The sequence below is a fragment of the Kosakonia quasisacchari genome, from assembly GCF_004331415.1.
In the GTDB taxonomy this organism is placed as follows: Bacteria; Pseudomonadota; Gammaproteobacteria; order Enterobacterales; family Enterobacteriaceae; genus Kosakonia; species Kosakonia quasisacchari.
Genome location: NZ_SJOP01000001.1, coordinates 1 through 22,437, shown reverse-complemented (window position 1 = coordinate 22,437; position 22,437 = coordinate 1). Strand labels below are relative to the sequence as shown.

Genomic DNA, 22,437 nt, shown 5'->3' with positions numbered 1-22,437 from the left:
TATGGCTCTTTTTATGGAACCAGCACCGCGCTACGCTGGCAGCACATCAAAAGGAGCCACAATGAACGCAATCAACGAGTATCAACAACCGGTCGGCGCAGCGCTGCCGGACTGGCAACCGCGACCTTTCCCGGAGCGCGTGGCGCTAAAAGGCGATTATTGTCGTCTCGAACCCTTGCAGCCAGGCCACGCCACCGCGCTATTTCAGGCGCATCGACGTGCGGGCGACAACCGTAGTTGGACATGGTTGTTACGAGAACCCGAGCAGGATGAATCCGCGTTTGGCGCGTGGATCACCAGCGTATGCGCCCTGCGCGATCCGCTTCATTTTGCCGTTATCGATAAGCAAACCGATTTGCCGGTTGGCAGTTTATCGTTAATGCGCATTGATGAAAAAAATGGTGTGGGGGAAGTAGGAAGCGTGCACTTTTCGCCGCTGCTAAGCCGAACCCCGGCATCGACAGAAGCACAATGGTTATTGATGCGCTATGTCTTCGATACGCTTGGCTATCGCCGCTATGAATGGAAATGCAACAGCCTGAATGAACCTTCGCGCCAGGCCGCGCTGCGCTTAGGTTTTCAGTTTGAAGGCCGCTTTCGTCAGGCGCTGGTGAGTAAAGGCCATAACCGCGATACAGACTGGTTTTCAATTATTGACAGTGAATGGCCAACCGTGGATAGCGCGCTACAACGCTGGCTTGCCGCCGATAATTTCACGGCTGACGGCAAGCAGCGTTACTCCCTGGCATCGCTTCGCGCTTAACGTTTTTTCTTTTTACCCTGCACGGCTTTGAAGCGCGGGTTAGATTTACAAATCACGTACAAACGCCCCTTGCGCTTAACAATTTGGCAGTCGGGGTGGCGTTGTTTCGCGCTACGTAGTGAATTCAGTACCTGCATCATTTACTCCTTTTTATCGGCAAAAAAGCGGCCATAGCGCTGCTGGAAACGCGCCGCGCTGCCTTCGTTCGCAATCACTTTCTGTTTACCGGTGTAATACGGGTGCGAAGCCGAAGAAACGTCAATCGTGACATACGGATACGTCACACCTTCCAGCTCAATTTCGCGCTCCGTTTTAATGGTCGAGCCCACTTTGAAATACTCATTGATGCTGGTGTCATGGAATACGACAGTACGGTAATGGGGATGGATATCGGGTCTCATCATTCACTCTTTTGTTTTGTTATAACATAACAAAAGTCTATCGGAGTTATTTCCCCATTTCAAGCGTTCCGCGTTATGCGTTTTTTGCAAAAGCACATGATCCTGCTCGGTCATAAATTAGAAAAGAACGTTATTGGTTGAAGTGTTTGTCGTAAGGCAAGCTGTGACGACACCCAAACGTGAGGAAAAGAAAATGCGCTGTTGTTGTCCCCGAACCCTAAGCCTGAACCGACACCTTTTTACCGCCCTCGGAGAACACAATGAACGCAACCACACTGCCTATTCTCGATCTCGACCGTTATACACACGGCGCTGAGCGCGATACTTTTCTTGCCGACCTGCGCCATGCTGCGCGCGATATCGGCTTCTTTTATCTTATTAACCACGGCGTCGATGACGCGCTACAGCAGGCTGTCCAGCGCGAAGCCCGGCAATTTTTCGCCCTTTCTGATGAGCAAAAACAGCAAGTGGCGATGATCCACTCTCCGCATTTTCGCGGCTACAACCGCGCCGCATCGGAAATCACCCGCGGTCAGCCTGACTGGCGTGAACAGTTTGATATTGGCGCGGAACGCCCGGCCTTGCAGCTCAGTGAAAACGACCCGCGCTGGCGACGGTTACAAGGCCCGAACTTGTGGCCTGCGGTGCAGCCGACGCTAAAACCCGCCCTGCTTAACTGGCAACGGGCGATGACCGACATGGCGATGACCTTGCTGCGGGCATTTGCCGAAGCGCTGCAACTGCCGGCCAACGCTTTTGATGCGCTGTATGGCAACAAGCCCAACGAACACATCAAATTGATCCGCTATCCCGGTCAGCAAAAGACGCAGAGCTCACAGGGCGTCGGTGCGCATAAAGACTCGGGTTTCCTCAGTTTCCTGCTGCAAGACGAGCAAAAAGGGTTGCAGGTCGAAGTGGAACCCGGCCGCTGGATCGATGCGTTACCGCTGGAAGGCAGCTTTGTCGTCAATATTGGTGAGTTGCTGGAACTGGCGACAAATGGTTATTTGCGTGCCACCGTTCACCGCGTGGTATCGCCCCCGGCCGGCCAACAACGCCTCTCAATTGCTTTCTTCCTCGGTGCGCAACTGGATGCCGTCGTCCCGCTTTACACGCTACCTGCAGAACTGGCGCAAGAAGCACACGGGCCAGAGAGCGACCCACAAAATCCACTGCTGCGCGACGTGGGGTGGAATTACCTGAAAGGGCGTCTGCGCTCCCACCCGGATGTGGCAGAACGCTATTACCGCGATGTGCTGCGCGAACGCACAGAACAACTGATCGTCTAATAACAACACAGGAACACACATCATGAAACATGCCGCTTTTACTCTGGCAGGGGTTGCACTGTCTCTTTCACTGGCCTGGTCTTCCGCCCAGGCTGCCGCTCTGCGCGTTGCTGCCGACCCGGTGCCACATGCAGAAATTCTTAACTACATTAAAAAGATCGACCCAAAACTGGATCTGCAAGTCGTGGAGCTGACCAGCGGTGCTAACGCCAACGAATTGCTGGCGAATGGCGACGTCGATGCGAACTATTTCCAGCATGTTCCCTACCTGAAGGATCAGGAAAAAGCACTGGGTAAAACCTTTGCCGTTGCCGCGACGGTCCATATCGAACCTCTCGGCATTTACTCGCACAAATATAAAGATTTCAAATCGCTGCCCAACAACGCCACCGTAGCCGTTCCGAACAACGCGACTAACCTGAGCCGCGCGCTGTTCCTGCTGCAAGCTCAGGGGCTAATAAAGCTCAACAGTAAGTTCACCGACCCGGCAACTACGCAGGCAACACCGAAAGATATTGCCGAAAATCCAAAGCATCTGAAGATCCTCGAGACCGAATCACCGCAGATCCCGCGTTCGCTGGATGATGTCGATCTGGCAGTCATTAACGGTAACTACGCGCTGGAAGCCGGGTTAACCCCGGCGAAAGATGCGCTCGGACTGGAGAGCGCGAACCACAACCCATATGCCAATATTCTGGTTACCAATCCACAGCTGGCTAATGATCCGCGTATCAAAGAACTGGCGAAAGATCTCACCTCGCCGCAGGTGGCGGAGTTTATCCGTAAGCAATATAACGGCTCGGTGATCCCGGTCGCGCCGCAGTCATGATAAACATTGAAGGGCTGAGTAAAATCTATGCCGGAACAGGCCGACCGGCGTTGAAAGAGGTCTCGCTGAGCGTACCGAAGGGGGCGATTTACGGCATCCTTGGGCGCAGTGGCGCGGGCAAAAGCACGCTGATTCGCTGTCTTAACTTGCTGGAGCGGCCCACGGCGGGCCGCATTATTGTCAACGGCAACGACATCACGCAGTTAGACAAAGCGGCATTGCGCGAGCATCGTCTACGCACCGGCATGATTTTCCAGCACTTCAATTTACTGCATGCACGCACAGTGGCCGACAACATTGCCGTGCCGCTGGAAAGCGCCGGTGTCGCAAAAGCGCAGCGCCAGGCGCGGGTCGAAGAGCTACTCTGGCTGGTCGGCTTGAGCGAAAAAGCCCAGGCCTTTCCCTCACAACTTTCTGGCGGGCAAAAACAGCGCGTCGGTATTGCCCGCGCACTGGCGACAAGGCCGGATGTGCTGTTGTGCGATGAAGCCACCAGCGCGCTGGATCCACAAACCACCGCCTCCGTGCTCGAACTGCTGGCAGATATCAACCAAAAACTGAACCTCACCATTGTGCTAATCACTCACGAGCTGGAGGTGGTGAAAACCCTGTGCGATCACGCCGCGTTGCTGGAAAACGGCGAGCTTATTGAGAGTGGAAAAATCGCCGATTTACTGGTCGCGCCGTGGTCAAAACTCCGCCAGGCGCTATTGCACGACCCAAAAGCCGAACAGGCATTTCTCGCCCGCCATGGTTTTAATGGGAGGCCGTTATGCGTGGTCGCATGAGCTGGGACGATCTCTGGCCACTGCTGCTTAATGGCACACTGGAGACGATTTACATGGTTGGGCTGGCGGCATTTTTTACTGTGCTTATCGGTTTGCCCGTCGGCGTGCTGTTATTTGTCTCCCGCGGCAACGGGCTGGCGCCAATGCCAAAACTGAATGCCTTGCTGGGTGCAGTGATCAACTTTGGCCGCTCGCTGCCTTTTATCGTCCTGTTGATTGCGCTGATCCCCTTTACCCGCGCGCTGATTGGTACCACGCTTGGCAGCACCGCCGCCGTGGTGCCGGTCACCATCGGCGCATTTCCCTTCTTCGCGCGTTTAACGGAAAACGCACTTGATGAAGTGGATTACGGGCGCATAGAAGCCATTCTCTCGATGGGCGGCAATCTGTGGCATGTGATTGCGAAAGCACTGCTGCCGGAGGCATTACCCACGCTGCTGGCCAGCATTACGCTTACTATCGTTATGCTGATCGGTTTCTCGTCGATGGCCGGTGTGATTGGCGGCGGTGGTCTTGGCGACCTGGCGATCCGTTATGGTTATCAACGGTTTAACGATCAGGTCATGGTCGGTACGGTGGTGATTCTGGTGGCGCTGGTTCAGGGGGTACAAATGGCGGGCGACAGGCTGGTGCGCCGCCTGGCGCACCGACGATAAAGTTACTCTTGCGCCTCCCTGCCCACCAGCAAAGTGGTCAGCACAAACGACAGGACAAGCGCAATCACCACGCCCGAAACCGCAAAGATAAAGTACGGGCCAATATAGGCTGGCAGACTGAAAATGCTCGACAAAATGTAGCCATATAGCCGCACACCGAAGAAGGCGATGAACGCAGAAGCCAGCGAGCTTGCGACGGTGGCGGCGATAAACGCTTTTTTGTAGCGCGTCAGTACGCCAAACAACGCCGGTTCTGTAATCCCCAGCAGCGCGGAGATGGCCGCCGACAGCGTAACGGTTTTATCCTGGCGGTTTTTACTCAATCGCCAGATAGCAAATGTCGCCCCGGCAATCGCCATGTTTGCCATAAACATCATCGGCATCAGCATGTCATAGCCGCGCTCGCTAAAGTTCTGTAAGGCAATCGGCGTCATTGCATGGTGCATCCCGGTGAGGATCGCGACCGGGCGAATCGCGCCGACAATCAGCCCGGCAAAGCTCGCCGAAACGCCAAACAGCCCTTCAATAAACCACGCCAGCGCTTTGCCCAGGTAAATGCCAATCGGGCCAATCACCACCAGCGCCGCCAGCGCGCCGAGAAACAGCGTCAATGTTGGGGTAAAGACTGTTTTCAGCACATCCGGCATGATGCTATCGACCCAGCGATGAATGTAACTCAGCGCGAGGATCGAGAAGATAACCGGGATGACGCTGGCCGAGTAGTTAAACACCGACACCGGTAGCGCATTAAGCAACCAGAACGCGCTTACCGCGCCATCCTGATGCGCGGCCAGCGCTTTTGCCGCCTCAATCAGCGACGGATACATCAGACAAGCCGCAACCGCCGCCGCAAGATATTCATTGGTCTTGAATATTTTCGCCGCCGAAACCGCGAGGAAAAACGGCAGAAAATAGAAAACGCCGCTGGCGATAAGGTCGATAACCATTACCGTATCGCTTTTCGCCGACACCATTTTCAGCGCAATCAACCCGGCCAGCAGCCCTTTGATCATCCCCGCGCCAGCAATGGCGGGCACAATCGGCCCAAACACACCTGATACCGTATCCATAAACATCGACACCAGGCTTTTGCGCGCTTTCCCCTGCCCTGCCGCCTGCTCTGGCGCGTTGCCCAGCATAGCCAGCAGTTGCTCATACCAGCTATTTACTTTTGGACCAATGACAATCTGGAACTGGTCGCTTTGCAGTTGCGCCCCCAGCACGCCCGGCAGTTTTTTGATTTCATTCTGATCCACTTTGTCGTCGTCAATCAGGTCAAAACGTAAGCGTGTCATGCAGTGCCAGACGTTGTTGATATTATCCCGTCCGCCCACCAGGCGAATAATATTACCGATGGCTTCTTGCGTCCCCATAAAAACTCCTGCCGGATGTGTTGTCGTTTTAATCATTGCTACAAATGGTAGAGAAAGCCAAATCCCAAAACAAACCAATAAAATATGAATCATGTCACAATTAAGAATCAACAAGCCGTAAAAACACAACAAATCTTAAATTGGTTCGGTTTTTAATTAAAAACAAAACCAATAACTGACCAAAAATTTTATTCCATAAAACAGTTTACCTTTCGCCAAAATTAGGGCGAAGATAATAGCCCTCACTCGCTTATCTCATGTTGTAAAGGAGTTCCCGTGACGCCCACGCTTATCCAGAATATCGAATGCTTTATCACCCGCCCCGATCGCCACAACCTGGTGGTAGTGCGGGTGACAACCAATAAAGGCATCACGGGGCATGGTTGCGCCACGTTCCAGCAACGCCCGCTGGCGGTGAAAACGCTGGTCGATGAATATCTGCAACCCCTGTTGATTGGCCGCGACGCCAACCATATTGAAGATCTCTGGCAGATGATGAATGTCAACGCTTACTGGCGTAACGGCCCTGTCATGAACAATGCCATTTCGGGCGTTGATATGGCGCTGTGGGATATCAAAGGGCAACTTGCGGGTATGCCACTGTACCAGTTGCTTGGTGGGAAATCACGTGATGCGATCGCCGCCTACAGCCATGCCAGTGGCGAAACGCTGGAAGAATTATTTACTGCGGTCGATAAGCTGGCAGCTCAGGGCTACCGGCATATTCGCTGCCAGCTCGGTTTTTACGGCGGTACGCCTGCGCAACTGCATACGCCGGAAAACCCCACGACGGGCGCCTATTTTGATCAGCAAGACTATATGGTCAACACCGTCGCGATGTTTAAAGCACTGCGGGAAAAATATGGTTATCGCTTGCAGATCCTGCACGATGTTCACGAACGATTATTCCCGCAGCAAGCGGTGCGGTTAGCAAAGCAGCTTGAGCCTTATCAGCCTTATTTTATTGAAGATATTCTGCCGCCTGCCCAGAGCGCGTGGCTGGACCAGGTGCGCCAGCACAGCAGCGCACCGCTGGCGATGGGCGAACTGTTTAACAACCCGGCGGAGTGGCACGAGTTGATTGTGAATCGCCGTATCGACTTTATCCGCTGCCATATTTCGCAGATTGGTGGCATCACGCCGGCATTAAAACTGGCTATCCTGTGTCAGGCATTCGGTGTGCGTCTGGCCTGGCATGGGCCAGGCGATATGACCCCCATTGGTGTGGCGGTGAATACGCATCTCAATATTCATCTGCATAATGCGGCGATCCAGGAGTATATCCCTCGCTCCGCCAGTACTGATGCGGTTTTCCCCGGCGCACCGGAAGTGAAAGACGGGTTCGTTTATGCGCCGGAAAAACCGGGCATTGGCGTACATTTTGATGAGCAACAAGCGCTGGCACATCCGGGGATCTATCGCCCGCATGAGTGGACGCAAAGCCGCCTTGCCGACGGCGCCATCCACACGCCGTAACTGTTAGCCGCCACCCTGGCGGAAGGTGAGGTTTTCGCGGTTATGCGGGATCACATATGTGCAGGTGTAGTTGATATCAATAATGTCGCTTATCTCATACACCTGCCCGCCTTCGAGGATCCCGCGGTTACTGATGTGCATTGCCGGGCTGCCCTTTTTACAGCCCAACAGCGCTGCCTGTTCGCGGCTGACGCTCACCGCCCGGTAGGTGGTCAGCAGATGTGAAATCCGGTAGCCCTTCCCCAGCACATACTGCTGGATCGAACGTTCAATGACCTGTTGGTTGAGGTCGGCAAATCCTTCCACCGGCATGCGGGAAATCTCAATTTGTACCGCTTGTTCATCGACAAATCGCAAGCGGCAAAACTGCCAGATAAAACTCTCCTCGCTCAGGCCAAAAACTTGCTGTTCATCGCGATCCGGGCGCTTTTTATGCAGGCTAATCATGCGGAAACGAATCTGATCAAAATGCTTTTCGGTGATGGAGTTGTAAACCAGCGGATTGTTGCGCGCCTGCTCGTTAATCCAGATGCCAGAACCTTGCACAATATTGACCACCCCAATACTCGCAAGTTTTTCCAATGCCTGTCGAATGGTGAAACGCGAGACGCCATATTCCTGAGCCAGTTGTCGTTCAGGCGGGAGTTTGCGCGGGCCAGGCGCGCTGATTTGATAAATTTTGCTTAGCAAATCCTGGGTCACAAACTCTTTTTTCTTCATCCTTTCTTTCCTGAAAGAAAACAATCGCTGTCGCGTGTTATAACATCAGCGGTTAAAAGATACTCCTCGTTTATCAGTATCAAAGAAGGATTTTTGATCATGACCAACCGACGACTGATGAGTCTTGCGACAGTTGCTCTGGTGCTCGCCATTTTCCTGCCGGTGAGCCTGAGTATCTGGATGAGTCACCGCCAAGCTGAAGAAAACTTTATGAATGATCTGGACACTTACTCTGAACTGGCCGAAATGCGAACCCAACGCGTCATTAACCAGAGTAAAGCCGCGCTTCGGGAGCTGGATGCCTACGATGGCGCACCCTGTACGCCAGAACACTTACTGGCGATGCGGCGTATTTCGTATGCGTGGCGCTATGTACGAGAAGCGCTGTATATGGATGGGCTGCAACCACTCTGCTCATCACTGCAAGCCGACAGCCATATTCCGCCCTTTCCCGTCCCCGAAAAGATCACCTCCGATGGCTTTCGCGCCTGGCTGACCCGCCATAACGATCTGGGTCTGGCGCAATATATGGTCGCGATCGGCAGTGCTCATTATGTGGTGATGGTCGATCCGAAGTCGTTTATTGATATTTTGTCGCATGGTACATCCCCCGTTTATATCGCGCTTATTAATACCAAAACTCACCAACGTATTGCCGGAAGTCCCCGACTTACTGCAGATATATTGGCGCAAATAAATCAGGCTGGCCCAACGCGTATTATGGCCAATGGCGCGGTTTATCGGGTTCAGCGCAATGCTGATATGGGGCTGGCAATTGTCACCTGGATGGCAATTGCGCCACTGGAGAAAAACTGGCACCGGTTATTGATGATTTGGTTGCCCCTCGGTTTGTTGATCAGTCTGCTGCTCGCTTTTGTCATGTTAAGGCTGCTGCGCCGTTTGCACTCACCACGCGCGCAGTTGCAGGATGCTATTTACGGACGCGAAATTACCGTTTTTTTTCAACCGATTGTTGAGATTGATAACGGAAAGATGGTCGGCGCTGAGGCGCTGGCACGCTGGCGGCAGAAAGATGGCAGTTACCTTGCGCCGGATATTTTTATTCCATTGGCAGTGCACAGCGGCCTGATGCCGCAGCTGACAAAACTGGTGGTCGAAACGGTGTTTTCCACCCTCGGGTCCTGGCTGCGTCAGCATCCGGATCAGCATATTTCGATTAACCTTGAGCCTGCAGATCTGCTTGATCCCGCGCTGCCGGATCTGCTGGCGCGTCTGATCGCCCAGTGGCAACTCTCTCCTTCACAAATCGCCCTTGAGCTCACCGAACGCGGCTTCGCCGATCCGGCGGTGAGCGGACCAGCAATCAGTGCGCTACGCGCCGCCGGGCATGCGATTTACATTGATGACTTTGGCACCGGCTATTGCAGCCTGAGTTACCTGCAAAATCTGGATGTCGACATCATCAAAATAGACAAATCATTTGTCGATGCGCTGGAGTACAAAGCCGTGACGCCGCACATTATCGATATGGCGAAAGCGCTCAGGCTGGCGATGGTGGCGGAAGGCATTGAAACCGAAGGCCAACTCCAGTGGCTAAAGAAATACGGCGTGGAGTTCGGCCAGGGCTGGCTCTACAGCAAAGCACTGCCGCCCGACGCGTTTATTCAGTGGGCGGAAAATAACCTGCGCGCCGCCTAGTTTTGCTACTGTTAAAAGTGGTTTAACACGCGGAGGAAGCATGATGAAAAAGCAATCCTGGCCGCTGCATGATGTCCGGCACTGGCTGGAACCTGGCCCGGTGGTACTGCTCAGCAGCCACTGGCAAGGGCAAAACAATATCATGACGTTGGGCTGGCACACGATTCTGGAGTTTTCACCGTCGCTGGTTGGTTGCATGATTTCAGCGGGAAACGCCAGTTTTGCACGCATTCGCCAAAGCGGTGAGTGTGTGATTAATCTGCCGGAAGCCAGCATGATTGATACTGTGTCACGTATCGGTAACTGTACCGGTGATAACGTCGACAAGTTCGCGGAATTTGGCCTGACAGCAGAAAAGAGCGACAAGGTCAGCGCACCGTCGATAAAAGAGTGTTTCGGGCAGTTCGAGTGTCGCCTCTACGATGACGCGATGGTGGAGAACTATAACTTCTTTATTTTTGAAGTGGTTGCTGCGCGGGTTAACCCCCAGCCGGAGTGGCCGCAAACCCTGCACTATGTCGGTGGGGGCGTATTCCGTACAGATGGCGATGTGCTGGAGCGCAAGGCACTGTTTACCAAAGTTTCCTGAGCGGCCATTTATTCGTCAAGAATGGGAACGAAGCCCCCGTAAATCATGCGCTTGCCATCAAAGGGCATCTCGTTGCCCAGCTCGCGCATCCGCGGGTCAGCCATGATTTTTTGATTCGCAGCGTCACGTATCTCTTTTGACGGGTATTCAATCCAGCTGAAGACGACCTCTTCGTGGTCTTCAGCTTTCACTGCCATGCGAAAATCGGTGAAATTCCCGTCGGGAACATCGTCCGCCCAGCATTCGACAATTCGCGTGGCGCCAAACTCTTTAAACAGCGCGACAGATTTTGCCGCCAACTGGCGGTAGGCTTCCTTTTGATCCGCCGGTACGGCAACCACAAAACCATCAACATACTTCATGAGTTGACCTCCGAAGTGGCCGTGCGGCAGGACAGCCCCGCCGCATCCGGCCCGATAAGTTTAGTCTTGCCGCCAGCAAAAGGCGTAACGCACCTTGTCTGTATCGAGAATAAACTCCGCCGACACACTTGGGCTCCAGGAGTCATCGCCGCCAACGCCCATATGGAACGCATCGACATGCAACCAGCAACCGGCCTCTTCACGCAGTAAATGGTGATGTGTGGTTTCGCGCAGTTGCTCATCGCTGTATCGCCCCAGCGAGAAGTGGAAATCGCCGTCCAGTCGATGCGCGCCATAGCGCAACATGCGCGTATCACAACGCAGGCCATTCTCGCCGGGGAAAATATAGGGCGTATGCAGCGCGGCAAGCGGCAAGGTCCACAATCCCTGGCGCGCCGCCAGTTTACGGTCGGGGTAGTTTTCATGCGGCCCTAAGCCTAACCAGCTTGCCTGCGCATGGTGTTCTGCGAGCTGGCAAACCAGACCAATACGCGCCGGTGGCGGAATATCGGTTGCCACCTGCACCTCCACATCACCGTGCAATACACCGTGGCTATCAATGCGCCAGCGCTTGTGGCTGATAAAAGCCGTTTTCCCCGCCCCCACCCAACAATGGCCTGTATGGATAACGACTTCCGCCGCCCCCTCTTCCGCCTCGCAATAGAGCAACTGCGCGTGCAGTTCATACATGCCAGCCGCTTTCCAGCGCTCCACCCAGGCGTTAGGATCAATACGCGTCACCTCGCTGATGCCGATATCGTTATCCAGCGGCGCGCGGGCAAAACAGTCCGTGAGCGGCGTTAACAGTGTTGGTTGCGCATCGCGCCACCACTGCACCAGATCGCCGCTTTGGCGACTGAACTGCCAGCGCTGACGACCGGCGCTGACCAAGTAATCTTGCGCGCTCTCCCGCAATGCCGGTCGCACACCTTTAACCTCGCGCGGCGCACTATATAGCGGCGCGGGTAAACGCCACTGATCCCATGCACAAAGGTGCTCCGCTGCCGACCAGCGTGTTGCCGCCCGCTGGTAAACCTCGACATTCAGCCACACTTCACCGGGTGCTGCGCGCAGTTCAGGCAGCATAAGCTCAATCTTCTGTTTTCCTTGCGGTGCAATATCCAGCGCCGCTTCACCCTGCGCCAGCACATTGCCATCACGCTCTACACGCCAGCGCAGAAACTCATTATCGGCAGCGCGGAACAGGTATTCGCTCTCCACCTCAATGACTAACGGTTGCGTGCTCAGCAGGCTGAACTGGAAAAATTGCTGAGCGCGCTGCGCTTCGTACAGCGCCGGATGTGGCGTTCTGTCCGGGAAAACCAGCCCATTCATACAAAACTGCCGGTCATTTGGCGTATCGCCAAAATCGCCGCCATAAGCCCAAAATGTCTGCCCGTTCTCGTCCGTTTTCGTTAGCGCCTGGTCGACCCAGTCCCAGACAAAACCGCCCTGTAAGCGCGGTGTAGCGCGAAAGGCCTGCCAGTATTTGGCAAAGCCGCCAAAGCTATTGCCCATGGCGTGGGCGTATTCACACAAAATCAGCGGGCGGGTTTCATCCGGCAAACCGATCCACTTTTTGATCGACCACTTCGGCACCGCCGGGAACGGCTGATCTTGATCAACGCGCGCATACATCGGGCAGACAATATCGGTCGCGGCAGTGTTTGCCCCGCCACCTTCATACTGCACCGGGCGTGTGGGATCGGTGGTTTTCAGCCAGCGGTACAATGCATCGTGGTTCGCGCCATGCCCTGATTCATTTCCCAGCGACCAGATGATGATCGATGGATGGTTACGATCGCGCTGCACCATGCGCGTTACACGCTCGCTCATCGCCGGCAGCCAGAGCGGATCATCAGCGAGGCGACTCATCGGCACCATACCGTGGGTTTCGATATTGGCTTCATCCACCACGTATAAACCGTACTCATCGCACAGCTGATACCAGAGCGGATGGTTAGGATAGTGAGAGCAGCGCACCGCATTAAAGTTATGTTGTTTCATTAGTTCAATGTCGCGACGCATGGTGGCTTCATCTATCGCCTGCCCGTTTTCCGGGTGGTGCTCGTGGCGATTAACGCCACGGATCAGCAACGGTTTACCATTGAGTTTCAGCAAGCCGTTGTTGATTTCAACCTGGCGGAATCCGACATTACAGGCTTCTACTTCCAGTACATTTTCCTGCGCATCGAGCAGTGTTAGCGTCAGGCGATAAAGATGCGGCGTCTCGGCGCTCCATAACAACGGGGAAGCCACCGGCAACGTGACGCTCAGCCGCTCCGCACAGCCTCCGCGCTCATCAACCACTGCGCTGCCCGGCGTTTGTTGCGCTTCGGCGATTTTTTCTTCCCCTCGCCATAACGTGAAAGCGACGCGACAATCGGTAAAGTCACCTTCAAGCTGGGCGTAAACCTGCAACTGTGCGTGAGTCAATTGCGCATTTAACTGCGTAATGTGGTGAAAATCGGCAATCCGCGTGGCCGGTTTCTGTAGCAAAGCGACATCGAGGAAAATGCCGCTCATCCGCCACATATCCTGATCTTCCAGGTAACTGCCATCGCACCAGCGCAACACCATCACCGCCAGCCGGTTCTCTCCGGCCTTAAGAACGTGGCTCAAATCAAACTCAGCAGGCAGGCGGCTGTCCTGTGAGTAGCCGATCCATTGCCCGTTACACCACAGATAAAAAGCCGAGTTCACGCCATCAAAAACAATACGGGTTTGCCCGTGCGCCAGTTCTGATTCACTCATCTCAAATGTGAGCGAGTAACAACCCGTCGGATTATCTTGCGGCACAAACGGCGGATTTACCGGAATCGGATAAGTCACATTGGTATAAATCGGCGTATCGAAACCTTGCATTTGCCAGTTTGAGGGGACAGGCATTGCAACCGCGTCAGCACAATCCTCTTCGATCCAGCGTGCCGGTACCGCTTCTGGCGCAGCAAAAAAACTGAATTGCCACTGACCATTGAGTAAGCGACGTGCGGGCGATAGCGCGTTGTCGCGCGCAGAAGTTTCGTCGCGCCAGCTGCGCATCGGCGCATGCGCAGGTAAACGGCGCCAGTGCGTGAGAATCGGATTTTCCCAGTCGCGGCGGGAGAGTATTGAATTTAACGCGGAAGTGGACATAAAAACCTCATTTTGCGAAGCGCTCACAATTGAAGGTACAATGGCGCATTTTTCACCACAGGTAAAGCTGGTACCAGGATCAAAGCGAAGGGGATCACAAAAGTATTAACGGCGATCCAGCATAGCCACCTGCTGCGCCAGTTCGCTTAAGCGCCTGGCAAGAACTTCACCGCTCAGTTTCTGTTGCCGTGCAGGCGCGGTGGAGTGGCGTTCGATGAGCATTACCGGCAACCGCGTTTGACCCGTGACATCGGCCTGAGCTGACGGGCTGAGTAGCCAGTCTACGCTTCGCTCCCCGGCCTCTTTAAACGTCTGGCGAATCGTGGTGAGCGGCGGGGAAAACCAGGCGCTGTCGGCGGTATCGTCATAACCCACCACGGAGATCTGCGCTGGCACGGCAATCCCTTTCTCGACGCAGGCGCGGATAACGCCAAGCGCCATCTGATCGTTTGCCACCAGTACCGCGTCGGGTAACTGCATGCCAGCGAGCAAGCTATGTGCTTTTTCATAGCCGGAAGCCGCGCTCCAGTCACCATGCGCGCTGGCACAAGGCGTAAGCCCCGCCTGCTGGAGTGCCACCAGCCAACCGGTAAAGCGAGTACGCGCGGAAACCGAGGTCTGCGGCCCGCCGAGCAACGCAATCTGGCGGTGTCCCTGCGCCAGCAGGTGTTCTACGCCAAGTCTCGCACCTTGCATGGCATCAAACACCAGGCTGTTCACCGCGGCCGTCTCGCCAACATCCAGGAACAACACGGGCGTGGGAGCCGCCTGCGCCGCGAGTTGCTGCGCCAGCGCATCGTCAAGCGGCACGTTGATCAACACGCCTTCAACGCGCTGCGCCAGAAGCTCCTGTAAGGCTGCGACGCAACTGGCTGCATCGTGCTGCTCCAGCATCGAGATGCTCACGCTGGCAGCGGCCTGCCCGGCGCGAGATTTTACCGCCGACGCGATTTGCGATGGCGCATGCAAAGCCAGATCGGTCGTCAACAAACCGAGCGTTTTCGTGCGTTTACCCGCCAGTTGCTGGGCACCGCGATTGGGGATGTAATGCAGCGCCGCCATCGCAGCAAGCACTTTCTCACGCGTCCTTGTGGAAACATGCGCCGCATCGTTAATCACGCGCGAAACAGTCTGGTAAGAGACGCCCGCATGGCTGGCGACATCATAAAGAGTGATGGTTTTCATAGTGCTTCCCGGCTGCAAACAATTTCCCAGTATACCCGGTTTACAAGTCAGTGCCTGTGAGCGCTTCGGAGAAAATACCAGACGGGGCTAAATACAGTTGGAAGGATATTGTGCGGGAAAAGAAATAGCGACGAGCCACAAAAGGCTCGTCGGAAACATCATCCGTAATGTGCATTTGAGATGGTTACGTATTTTTATTATGAAACCACCATCACATTTTTTAATGCAATTAAAATGACAGTTTCATGACAAATACATTACTGCTGACGCGGGATTGGGAAGCCTTTTATCGAAATAATAAAGCTGTGCCCTTCTTTTTTAATTTTCGCTCCGGCATCGCACCAATCTGATGCGATGCGAAAAAACTCATCACTTCCGATATTCCAGTCCAGACGAACTTGTTTGACAAAACCTGAGCGCAGCATCTCGCAGGCTTCGCCATAGTTGCTGGCGGTTGATAGCAGTTGTTGGTTCATTTTTTCTTCTTCAGAAGTTTACGTAACGCTTTAATTTCTTTAGGAGTTAACGGAGTAGAGCTCTCTTCTTCGGTATGCTGGTTGTCAATGTCGTCTTCCGATACTCCCGCCTCTTCCGCAGCCTGAAAAGCCAGCAGCAACAGCTTTTCTGTCGCGGTACCGAGATTTTCACTATTTACTTCTGCGTAATGACGAAGTTTCTCTTTTAGCGCTTCATCAATTTTGACGTTTAATACAGCACTGGCCATGATTATCCCTTCTTGTGTGAATAAACATGCTAATTAATACACGAACTTATGGAACTGATCCAGAAATATATTTCAGAATTATAACAACTTAAAAAAACCCTAGATTAATCTGCCTAAGAATTATGACAAAAAGATTAAATTAATATTTCAGTAAAATGACAAATAAACCAGCGCAAATAAATATATCGACAATGAAATTTAAATATCCTGCCAGCCGTCTCAGGCTGACAGGTTTCAGCGGTAAAGATTATTCCATTCGTCGCGGGTTATCTCCCATAGCTCGGTGTCCAGTTCTCCGGCCACATATTGCCCCTTCAGGCGGCGAACCAGCCGCATTCCGCTACGTTCAGAAATCTTTTTCGAACGCGCATTCGCCACGGCTTTCGGTGCGCGCAGCACATCGCGATCGAGCACATTAAACCAGTAATCATTCACCGCATGGCAAGCTTCCGTCATATAACCCTTGCCTTGCCACTCCGGCACCAGCCAGAAACCCCGGTTATTGTCTGGCGTATTCATTAAGCAAATAACACCCATCAACTCTGCCGGGTCTGCTTTGCGACGCAGCGTCCAAAACCAGCCCTCACCTGCGCGGTTTGCCGCCAGCGCAACATTATCGACATAATGCTGCGCGGCACCTTCCGGGTAGGGCCAGGGCACACTGGCAATCAGGTAGCGCACAATTTCCCAGCGCGGAAAAATACGCTGAATGTGCGTGGCATCTTCCGATGCCAGCGGCTTGAGAAGTAGTCTTGCGGTTTCGAGCTCGGGTGTTGCCATTGACCATCACTCCTTTGCAACGCCAACGGATGTTGTTACACCAGAATCCCCTGGCCGTTTTATAAAGTAAACCGCCAGTTTCACACCAAAATTGAGGGGATGAATGGCGCAGCGCACCGCATTTAATACACAGTTATAGCGCGGGCTCGCTTTGTGGCTCAGGCTTTAGCGTCGGTTTCTGACGAAACCACGGCAGGCAAAGCTGGATCAACGGGCCAATCGCCAGCGCGTAAACCACCGTACCCACGCCAACGGTTCCCCCCAGCAGCCAGCCGATAAACAGCACAGAAACTTCAATCGCCGTGCGGATAGTTCGCACCGACCAGCCCGTGCGCGCATGAATACCGGTCATTAACCCATCGCGCGGCCCGGCACCAAACCCCGCGCCAATATACATTCCGGTCGCGATGGCATTCACCGCCACAGCGCAAACCAGCAAAGTGCCGCGAGCCACCAGCGAATCCAGCACCGGCATCAATGACAGCGCGGCATCGGCGGCAAGGCCTAATACAATGACATTACTTATCGTTCCCAATCCGGGCCGCTGGCGCAGCGGGATCCACAACAGCAGCACCAGCGCACCGGTCACGATCATCACCGTACCAATATCCAGCGATAGCAGTTTCATTACGCCCAAGTGAAAAACGTTCCACGGATCTGCTCCCAAATCCGCTCGCACAAACATGGCGGTAGAAACGCCGTACAGAACCAGACCTATATAAAGTTGAATTAATCGACGCAGCATTGTTTATCTCCGGTAGTTCAGACTTTCATCTTTACTGGAAATGGCCTTATTATTAATGTCCAGTTTTAAAATAGTGGACTGTATATGTCATCACGCCGCCTGGGTAGTCACTCTTTACACCGTCTGTTAGGTCACTGGCAACAACCTGCTTCGCGCACGCCGTTATGGCGACAACTTGCCGACGCGCTGCGCCTGCTTATCCTTGATGGCAGACTGGCAATCGAGACTCGCCTTCCTGGCGAACGTGAACTGGCCTCTATGCTTGAGATCAGCCGCACAACGGTTGCCAGCGCACTGGCACACCTGCGCGATGAAGGCTATCTGGAGAGCCGCCACGGCAGTGGCTCGCGCGTGATCCTGCCCGGTAGCCGGGCGATACCGACACTCAGCACGGCGGGGACGGCGCTCGATCTCTCCACTGCCGCACTCAGTGCTGGCCCAGAAATCCATCAGGCCTATACCCACGCACTGGCAGCTATTCCGCCCTATCTTTCACGCACAGGCTACGGGCAATTAGGCGTACAGGCGCTGCGCGAAGCGATCGCCGCACGATATACCGCTCGCGGCTTGCCCACGCATGCTGATGAAGTGATGGTAGTTAATGGCGCACTCAGCGGGCTGGCGCTGGTTCTGCGCATGCTAACTGGCCCCGGCGATCGCGTGGTGGTCGATCACCCGACATATCCGCTGGCGATTGCTGCCATTCAGGGAGCGTCGTGCAGACCGGTTGGCGTTTCCTTGCCGCAAGCGGGCTGGGACATCGATGGGTTCGCCGCGACGCTGGCGCAGACTGCGCCACGGCTGGCTTACTTAATGCCTGATTACCACAATCCGACCGGCCGCTGTATGGATATCGCCACGCGCCAGGCCATCGTCAGCGTTGCCGCGCAAGCGCGCACAACACTGGTGGTCGACGAAACGATGGTTGATTTGTGGTATGAATCGGCCCCACCGCCACCGCTGGCAGCATTTGATAACAGTAGCATGGTGATAACGCTCGGTTCGGCGGGGAAAACGTTCTGGGGTGGGCTGCGTTTAGGGTGGATCCGCGCCTCATCGCGAACCATTGCCACGCTGGTGCAGACGCGCGATACACTGGAGCTCGGCTCGCCGCTACTGGAACAATTGGCCACGCTGTGGTTGATAGAGAATGCAGAAACTTTCCTGCCCGCGCGTCGTGACATGCTCAAAGCACGACGCGATGGCTGTGCGGCGTTGCTGCGGGAACATTTCCCCGACTGGCGTTTCTCGCTGCCGGAAGGCGGCCTCTCTTTCTGGATAGAGCTGCCCGATATGCTGGCAACGCAGTTTGCCGCGCGCGCTGAAACGATGGGTATCCATCTCGGCGCTGGCCCGCGTTTCGGGCTGACAGGGGCGTTTGAGCGCTATTTGCGCATCCCTTTCGCACTGGATTCCAGTGAGCTGGAAAATGCACTATTACGACTTAAACCCTTGTGGCTGGCGCTTCACGAAACGGAAGCGCCATTAAAACGTAGCGTGATATAACACTCAGCCCGCAGGCGGCGTAAGCGGCTTTATCGACTTGCTGTTAACCCAGCCAGTGGTGCTTTTTCCCGCCTCGCTAATAAACTGGATCTGCGTCCAACCTTGCCCGGTTTTCAGCACACCAACAACATCATCTTTAACAATCCATGCCTTACGCCGCGTGCTGGCGTCCGGTGTGCTGCTGAGATAAACCCGATCATCAACCACTTCGGCGAGAGAAATCCACTGCGTCGACTGGGTTTTACTCAACGCAATCCCCTCGTTGATTTGCGGCACCATCACATTCATACAGCCGTCATGGCTTTGCCCGTTCGCAATCTTCAATGTCACGCCGTCCGCCGTGGCAGAAAGATGTCCCGGCAGCACATCAGAAGACCAGCTGGATATTTCCGCTTCCCCGTTCTGAGACACGTTACCCGCCAACGCAAACGCGCAGTTTCGCGTCACACCAACGCCCATTGTTTCAGAGTAGTAACCGGTCACCTCACCGGACGGAGATACCGCCAGTTGCAGCTCTTCATAAACCCCCGACTGCAACGTGGCGGCAAAAGGTGCCGTCGATACCGATAACGTCAATGCCAATACGATGTTGCGCATACTCCCTGCCCTTTTATCAGAATTATTTTTGCGGCTACAGCGTACCGTTTCTGCATAAAAACATCACCCGCGAACCCACGCTTTTCCCCCACCAAAAAAGGTAAAAAAGACTAAGGTAGAAAGACCCGTTTGATTGGCCTTGATGAGGAAAGTGATGTCGGAAAAATTAAGGGCGCAGTGTCACTGCGGCGCGGTGGCGTTTTCTGTGCAGCTTTCGGACGGTTTTAATACCGTGCGGCGCTGTAATTGTTCTTTTTGCCGAATGCGCGGCGCAGTTGCCGTGTCGGCGCCACTTTCGGGCATAGAGGTTTTTAAAGGCAAGGATAAATTGACCGAGTATCGCTTTAACACCGGCACCGCCGTGCACTACTTTTGCTCGGTTTGCGGTATCTATACATTTCACCAGCGGCGCTCTAACCCGGATCAATACGGCGTGAATGTGGCCTGCATTGAAGGAGTCTCGCCCTTCGATTTTGCGCAAATTCCGGTTTCAGAAGGTGTTAATCACCCTTCGGATAGCGGTAAAAATGGCATTGCGGGGTATCTGCGCTATTCGCGCGAGTGAATAAAATATGGGGGAGCAGAATTGGGTGGGGGCCCTGCCAGCTACATCCCGGCACACACGTCATCTGCCCTGGCTGCTTCCTTCCGGACCTGACCTGGTGAACAGAGTAGCGTTGCGGGAGAACCAACAGAGCCCCCATTGAGAGCGTTGTTAACCAACGCGCTGGCGCATTATCCCTATCCGGGATGGCAATTGCAAGCCGCGCCGGGACGGATGCTGGTTTCTTGCACAATCACCTCTTCACAGCACACGATTCGCTGTTTATGCTGCCCCTTCTTCCTTCAGGACATCACAATGGATACACAGGACTCTTTCCCGCAACGGGTATGGCAAATCGTTGCCGCCATACCCGAAGGCTATGTCACGACCTATGGCGATGTGGCGAAACTCGCCGGTGCACCGCGCGCGGCGCGCCAGGTGGGCGGGGTGCTGAAACGCTTACCGGATGGGAGCACGCTGCCGTGGCATCGGGTGGTGAATCGTCATGGTTGTATTTCGCTGACCGGGCCGGATCTACAGCGTCAGCGTCAGGCGCTGCTGGCGGAAGGCGTGAGGGTGTCGGGAAGCGGGCAAATCGATTTACAGCACTATCGTTGGAACTATTAAGGCTCCTCCCAACCGGGAGGAGCACTGTCATATTAGTACTGCGTCGGCGCAGGTGTTGCTTCCGACGGGTTTACCTGAGTCGGAGAAGTGGAAGGCACCGTGGTTGCCGCCCCGCCACTTTGTTGCAGCGGCACCGCGGTTTGCTGTACCGGCACCAGCGTCAGGTCAACTTTCGTACCGCCCTGGTTGATAACCGGCTTAACCGTATCGGTAATAAAGACGATTTTGTCGTCAATGGTAATCGCCGCGCTCAGCAGGATGCGGGCATTTGGCTGAATATCCGCCGGGTTAAATGGCAACACAAAGCTAAACGGTGACTGTTTACCTTCAGTACGGACGGCTTTCTGCGCCAGCACTTTCGACGGCGCATCTGCCTGCGAGGCATCAGAAACCGTCACGGTGAGTACCGCGTTTGGCGGCAGCGCCACTTTCTGACGGATCCAAACCGTACCCGAAACACTCGGTTGCGTGATCGCCGGTTTATTTGTTGCCGCAGGTGCATTTGGGTTAGGTGCAGGTGTCGGAATATCGCCGCCCTTTTGGGCGCAGGCAGACAGCGCGACCGCGACTGCTAAACCACTTAACATGTGCACGAGTTTCATTGATTTCTCCTTATCTTCAATGCACCGGCAGGCGTTTCGCCCGCCAGGATGTGTGGTCAAACCATCGTAACCTGAACAAGTGTGGCACACGTACGAGATATATTCCTGCAAACTGCCATCTATTCAGATTATTGAACCCATCGGACCAGCAATTTTTCCAGGTTATACTATTCGGATAATTCGCTCCGTCAGCCGTTATTAATTTGAGGAAATCTATGAGTCAGGCGTTATCTAATCTGCTGGCATTACTGAACCTGGAAAAAATTGAAGAGGGCTTGTTTCGCGGGCAGAGCGAAGATCTGGGCTTACGCCAGGTTTTTGGCGGCCAGGTCGTAGGCCAGGCGTTGTATGCCGCCAAAGAAACCGTTCCGACCGAGCGCCTGGTGCATTCGTTCCACAGTTACTTTTTACGTCCGGGCGATAGCGAAAAACCGATTGTTTATGACGTAGAAGTGCTGCGTGATGGCAACAGTTTCAGCGCCCGACGCGTCGCGGCCATTCAGAACGGCAAACCGATTTTCTACATGACCGCGTCGTTCCAGGCACCGGAAACCGGCTATGAACATCAAAAAACCATGCCGCAAGCACCGTCACCGGATTCGCTGAAATCCGAAACAGATATTGCCCGCGCGCTTGCCCATTTATTGCCACCGCAGGCCAAAGATAAGTTTCTCAGTGATAAGCCACTGGAGATCCGCCCGGTTGAGTTTCATAACCCACTGAAAGGCCACGTTGCCGATCCCACCCGCCAGGTATGGATCCGCGCAAACGGCACGGTGCCGGACGATTTTCGCGTACACCAATATCTGCTTGGATATGCTTCGGACTTTAACTTCCTGCCGGTTGCGCTTCAGCCGCACGGCGTGGGCTTTCTTGAGCGCGGTATGCAGGTTGCCACTATTGACCACTCCATGTGGTTCCATCGCCCATTTAATATGAACGAATGGCTGCTCTACAGTGTGGAAAGCACTTCAGCATCAAGCGCACGCGGTTTTGTGCGCGGCGAGTTCTACACCCAAGAGGGTGTACTGGTGGCGTCCAGCGTGCAGGAAGGCGTAATGCGCAATCGCAACTAACGTGCTTTAAA

At 54.4% G+C, this 22,437-nt stretch carries 25 protein-coding genes and 1 other RNA gene; 12 read left to right on the top strand and 14 right to left on the bottom strand.

All coding sequences use genetic code 11. The features are described from left to right. The first annotated feature begins 61 nt into the window (after positions 1-61). Positions 62-763, top strand: coding sequence for a GNAT family N-acetyltransferase (locus E0L21_RS00130; protein ID WP_131406055.1), 702 nt, complete (start codon positions 62-64; stop codon positions 761-763). Here the strand turns inward: E0L21_RS00130 and ykgO are convergent. Further along, on the bottom strand, positions 760-900 hold the full coding sequence (gene ykgO, locus E0L21_RS00125; RefSeq protein ID WP_088236752.1) for a type B 50S ribosomal protein L36: 141 nt from the start codon (positions 898-900) through the stop codon (positions 760-762). The genes E0L21_RS00130 and ykgO overlap by 4 nt on opposite strands. A gap of 3 nt (positions 901-903) precedes the next feature. Continuing rightward, positions 904-1,164: a type B 50S ribosomal protein L31 gene (locus tag E0L21_RS00120; protein ID WP_131406397.1), complete on the bottom strand. Its 261-nt coding sequence runs from the start codon at positions 1,162-1,164 to the stop codon at positions 904-906. Positions 1,165-1,424: 260 nt separating this feature from the next. Between E0L21_RS00120 and E0L21_RS00115 the strand changes: the two genes are divergently transcribed. The 4 genes from E0L21_RS00115 to E0L21_RS00100 are packed head-to-tail and all read left to right on the top strand — an operon-like array spanning position 1,425 to position 4,726. Next, the gene (locus tag E0L21_RS00115) at positions 1,425-2,453 is read left to right on the top strand and encodes an isopenicillin N synthase family dioxygenase (RefSeq protein WP_131406054.1); all 1,029 of its coding nucleotides are present in this window, start codon (positions 1,425-1,427) and stop codon (positions 2,451-2,453) included. Between the two features lie 22 nt (positions 2,454-2,475). Next, positions 2,476-3,282 (top strand): MetQ/NlpA family ABC transporter substrate-binding protein, encoded by an 807-nt coding sequence (locus tag E0L21_RS00110; RefSeq protein ID WP_131406053.1) that lies wholly within the window; start codon positions 2,476-2,478, stop codon positions 3,280-3,282. Then, the gene (locus tag E0L21_RS00105; RefSeq protein WP_131406052.1) at positions 3,279-4,070 is read left to right on the top strand and encodes a methionine ABC transporter ATP-binding protein; all 792 of its coding nucleotides are present in this window, start codon (positions 3,279-3,281) and stop codon (positions 4,068-4,070) included. Before E0L21_RS00110 ends, E0L21_RS00105 begins: the two co-directional genes overlap by 4 nt. Next, the gene (locus tag E0L21_RS00100; protein WP_165501864.1) at positions 4,067-4,726 is read left to right on the top strand and encodes a methionine ABC transporter permease; all 660 of its coding nucleotides are present in this window, start codon (positions 4,067-4,069) and stop codon (positions 4,724-4,726) included. Before E0L21_RS00105 ends, E0L21_RS00100 begins: the two co-directional genes overlap by 4 nt. Positions 4,727-4,728: 2 nt before the next feature. Here the strand turns inward: E0L21_RS00100 and E0L21_RS00095 are convergent, their stop codons facing one another. Next, complete coding sequence (locus E0L21_RS00095) at positions 4,729-6,099, bottom strand: PTS transporter subunit EIIC (RefSeq protein WP_131406051.1); 1,371 nt, start codon at positions 6,097-6,099, stop codon at positions 4,729-4,731. 276 nt (positions 6,100-6,375) lie between these two features. Between E0L21_RS00095 and E0L21_RS00090 the strand changes: the two genes are divergently transcribed. Further along, positions 6,376-7,575: an enolase C-terminal domain-like protein gene (locus tag E0L21_RS00090; protein ID WP_131406050.1), complete on the top strand. Its 1,200-nt coding sequence runs from the start codon at positions 6,376-6,378 to the stop codon at positions 7,573-7,575. Between the two features lie 3 nt (positions 7,576-7,578). Here E0L21_RS00090 and E0L21_RS00085 read toward each other — a convergent pair whose 3' ends face one another. Then, positions 7,579-8,295: a GntR family transcriptional regulator gene (locus tag E0L21_RS00085; RefSeq protein WP_131406049.1), complete on the bottom strand. Its 717-nt coding sequence runs from the start codon at positions 8,293-8,295 to the stop codon at positions 7,579-7,581. A gap of 99 nt (positions 8,296-8,394) precedes the next feature. On the opposite strand from E0L21_RS00085, the gene E0L21_RS00080 reads away from it, so the two are divergent. Together E0L21_RS00080 and E0L21_RS00075 are read left to right on the top strand one after the other, a co-directional pair. Then, positions 8,395-9,954, top strand: a complete 1,560-nt coding sequence (locus E0L21_RS00080) for an EAL domain-containing protein (RefSeq protein WP_131406048.1) — start codon at positions 8,395-8,397, stop codon at positions 9,952-9,954. Between the two features lie 43 nt (positions 9,955-9,997). Next, positions 9,998-10,543: a flavin reductase family protein gene (locus tag E0L21_RS00075; protein WP_131406396.1), complete on the top strand. Its 546-nt coding sequence runs from the start codon at positions 9,998-10,000 to the stop codon at positions 10,541-10,543. Between the two features lie 8 nt (positions 10,544-10,551). On the opposite strand, the gene E0L21_RS00070 is transcribed toward E0L21_RS00075, so the two are convergent. The 7 genes from E0L21_RS00070 to yczE form a co-directional block, all read right to left on the bottom strand. Next, entirely contained in the window at positions 10,552-10,905 is a 354-nt protein-coding gene (locus E0L21_RS00070; protein WP_131406047.1) for a DUF1428 domain-containing protein, read from the bottom strand. A 60-nt stretch (positions 10,906-10,965) separates the two neighbouring features. After that, positions 10,966-14,040: a beta-galactosidase gene (locus E0L21_RS00065; protein ID WP_131406046.1), complete on the bottom strand. Its 3,075-nt coding sequence runs from the start codon at positions 14,038-14,040 to the stop codon at positions 10,966-10,968. 105 nt (positions 14,041-14,145) lie between these two features. Next, positions 14,146-15,225 carry a LacI family DNA-binding transcriptional regulator gene (locus E0L21_RS00060; RefSeq protein WP_131406045.1) on the bottom strand — a complete coding sequence of 360 codons (1,080 nt, stop codon included), beginning with the start codon at positions 15,223-15,225 and terminating at the stop codon, positions 14,146-14,148. A 257-nt stretch (positions 15,226-15,482) separates the two neighbouring features. Next, a complete protein-coding gene (locus tag E0L21_RS00055; RefSeq protein WP_131406044.1) occupies positions 15,483-15,701 on the bottom strand; it encodes a hypothetical protein in 219 nt (72 codons plus the stop codon). Continuing rightward, positions 15,698-15,949 carry a hypothetical protein gene (locus E0L21_RS00050; RefSeq protein ID WP_017459970.1) on the bottom strand — a complete coding sequence of 84 codons (252 nt, stop codon included), beginning with the start codon at positions 15,947-15,949 and terminating at the stop codon, positions 15,698-15,700. The genes E0L21_RS00055 and E0L21_RS00050 overlap by 4 nt, the downstream gene beginning before the upstream one ends. Positions 15,950-16,183: 234 nt before the next feature. Next, positions 16,184-16,729, bottom strand: a complete 546-nt coding sequence (locus E0L21_RS00045) for a GNAT family N-acetyltransferase (protein WP_131406043.1) — start codon at positions 16,727-16,729, stop codon at positions 16,184-16,186. Positions 16,730-16,862: 133 nt separating this feature from the next. Next, positions 16,863-17,474 carry a membrane protein YczE gene (gene yczE, locus E0L21_RS00040; RefSeq protein ID WP_131406042.1) on the bottom strand — a complete coding sequence of 204 codons (612 nt, stop codon included), beginning with the start codon at positions 17,472-17,474 and terminating at the stop codon, positions 16,863-16,865. Positions 17,475-17,558: 84 nt separating this feature from the next. Between yczE and yczR the strand changes: the two genes are divergently transcribed. Continuing rightward, the gene (gene yczR, locus E0L21_RS00035; protein ID WP_131406041.1) at positions 17,559-18,980 is read left to right on the top strand and encodes a MocR-like transcription factor YczR; all 1,422 of its coding nucleotides are present in this window, start codon (positions 17,559-17,561) and stop codon (positions 18,978-18,980) included. Positions 18,981-18,983: 3 nt separating this feature from the next. Here the strand turns inward: yczR and E0L21_RS00030 are convergent, their stop codons facing one another. Beyond that, the gene (locus tag E0L21_RS00030; RefSeq protein ID WP_131406040.1) at positions 18,984-19,577 is read right to left on the bottom strand and encodes a hypothetical protein; all 594 of its coding nucleotides are present in this window, start codon (positions 19,575-19,577) and stop codon (positions 18,984-18,986) included. 151 nt (positions 19,578-19,728) lie between these two features. Here E0L21_RS00030 and E0L21_RS00025 point away from each other — a divergent pair, with 151 nt between their 5' ends. Then, positions 19,729-20,142 carry a GFA family protein gene (locus tag E0L21_RS00025; protein ID WP_131406039.1) on the top strand — a complete coding sequence of 138 codons (414 nt, stop codon included), beginning with the start codon at positions 19,729-19,731 and terminating at the stop codon, positions 20,140-20,142. Between the two features lie 32 nt (positions 20,143-20,174). Here the strand turns inward: E0L21_RS00025 and ffs are convergent. Then, an RNA gene (gene ffs, locus E0L21_RS00020) (signal recognition particle sRNA small type) lies at positions 20,175-20,271 on the bottom strand. A gap of 165 nt (positions 20,272-20,436) precedes the next feature. Here ffs and E0L21_RS00015 point away from each other — a divergent pair. Then, positions 20,437-20,748: an MGMT family protein gene (locus E0L21_RS00015; protein ID WP_131406038.1), complete on the top strand. Its 312-nt coding sequence runs from the start codon at positions 20,437-20,439 to the stop codon at positions 20,746-20,748. A gap of 32 nt (positions 20,749-20,780) precedes the next feature. Here E0L21_RS00015 and E0L21_RS00010 read toward each other — a convergent pair whose 3' ends face one another. After that, entirely contained in the window at positions 20,781-21,350 is a 570-nt protein-coding gene (locus E0L21_RS00010; RefSeq protein WP_131406037.1) for a YbaY family lipoprotein, read from the bottom strand. A 215-nt stretch (positions 21,351-21,565) separates the two neighbouring features. On the opposite strand from E0L21_RS00010, the gene tesB reads away from it, so the two are divergent. Then, positions 21,566-22,426, top strand: coding sequence for an acyl-CoA thioesterase II (gene tesB / locus E0L21_RS00005; protein ID WP_131406036.1), 861 nt, complete (start codon positions 21,566-21,568; stop codon positions 22,424-22,426). Positions 22,427-22,437: the final 11 nt, after the last annotated feature.

Coding starts and splice junctions, on each gene's coding strand:
- E0L21_RS00130 (WP_131406055.1), top strand. CDS start 62: ATGAACGCAATCAACGAGTATCAACAACCGGTCGGCGCAGCGCTGCCG.
- ykgO (WP_088236752.1), bottom strand. CDS start 900: ATGCAGGTACTGAATTCACTACGTAGCGCGAAACAACGCCACCCCGAC.
- E0L21_RS00120 (WP_131406397.1), bottom strand. CDS start 1,164: ATGAGACCCGATATCCATCCCCATTACCGTACTGTCGTATTCCATGAC.
- E0L21_RS00115 (WP_131406054.1), top strand. CDS start 1,425: ATGAACGCAACCACACTGCCTATTCTCGATCTCGACCGTTATACACAC.
- E0L21_RS00110 (WP_131406053.1), top strand. CDS start 2,476: ATGAAACATGCCGCTTTTACTCTGGCAGGGGTTGCACTGTCTCTTTCA.
- E0L21_RS00105 (WP_131406052.1), top strand. CDS start 3,279: ATGATAAACATTGAAGGGCTGAGTAAAATCTATGCCGGAACAGGCCGA.
- E0L21_RS00100 (WP_165501864.1), top strand. CDS start 4,067: ATGAGCTGGGACGATCTCTGGCCACTGCTGCTTAATGGCACACTGGAG.
- E0L21_RS00095 (WP_131406051.1), bottom strand. CDS start 6,099: ATGGGGACGCAAGAAGCCATCGGTAATATTATTCGCCTGGTGGGCGGA.
- E0L21_RS00085 (WP_131406049.1), bottom strand. CDS start 8,295: ATGAAGAAAAAAGAGTTTGTGACCCAGGATTTGCTAAGCAAAATTTAT.
- E0L21_RS00080 (WP_131406048.1), top strand. CDS start 8,395: ATGACCAACCGACGACTGATGAGTCTTGCGACAGTTGCTCTGGTGCTC.
- E0L21_RS00075 (WP_131406396.1), top strand. CDS start 9,998: ATGAAAAAGCAATCCTGGCCGCTGCATGATGTCCGGCACTGGCTGGAA.
- E0L21_RS00070 (WP_131406047.1), bottom strand. CDS start 10,905: ATGAAGTATGTTGATGGTTTTGTGGTTGCCGTACCGGCGGATCAAAAG.
- E0L21_RS00065 (WP_131406046.1), bottom strand. CDS start 14,040: ATGTCCACTTCCGCGTTAAATTCAATACTCTCCCGCCGCGACTGGGAA.
- E0L21_RS00060 (WP_131406045.1), bottom strand. CDS start 15,225: ATGAAAACCATCACTCTTTATGATGTCGCCAGCCATGCGGGCGTCTCT.
- E0L21_RS00055 (WP_131406044.1), bottom strand. CDS start 15,701: ATGAACCAACAACTGCTATCAACCGCCAGCAACTATGGCGAAGCCTGC.
- E0L21_RS00050 (WP_017459970.1), bottom strand. CDS start 15,949: ATGGCCAGTGCTGTATTAAACGTCAAAATTGATGAAGCGCTAAAAGAG.
- E0L21_RS00045 (WP_131406043.1), bottom strand. CDS start 16,729: ATGGCAACACCCGAGCTCGAAACCGCAAGACTACTTCTCAAGCCGCTG.
- yczE (WP_131406042.1), bottom strand. CDS start 17,474: ATGCTGCGTCGATTAATTCAACTTTATATAGGTCTGGTTCTGTACGGC.
- yczR (WP_131406041.1), top strand. CDS start 17,559: ATGTCATCACGCCGCCTGGGTAGTCACTCTTTACACCGTCTGTTAGGT.
- E0L21_RS00030 (WP_131406040.1), bottom strand. CDS start 19,577: ATGCGCAACATCGTATTGGCATTGACGTTATCGGTATCGACGGCACCT.
- E0L21_RS00015 (WP_131406038.1), top strand. CDS start 20,437: ATGGATACACAGGACTCTTTCCCGCAACGGGTATGGCAAATCGTTGCC.
- E0L21_RS00010 (WP_131406037.1), bottom strand. CDS start 21,350: ATGAAACTCGTGCACATGTTAAGTGGTTTAGCAGTCGCGGTCGCGCTG.
- tesB (WP_131406036.1), top strand. CDS start 21,566: ATGAGTCAGGCGTTATCTAATCTGCTGGCATTACTGAACCTGGAAAAA.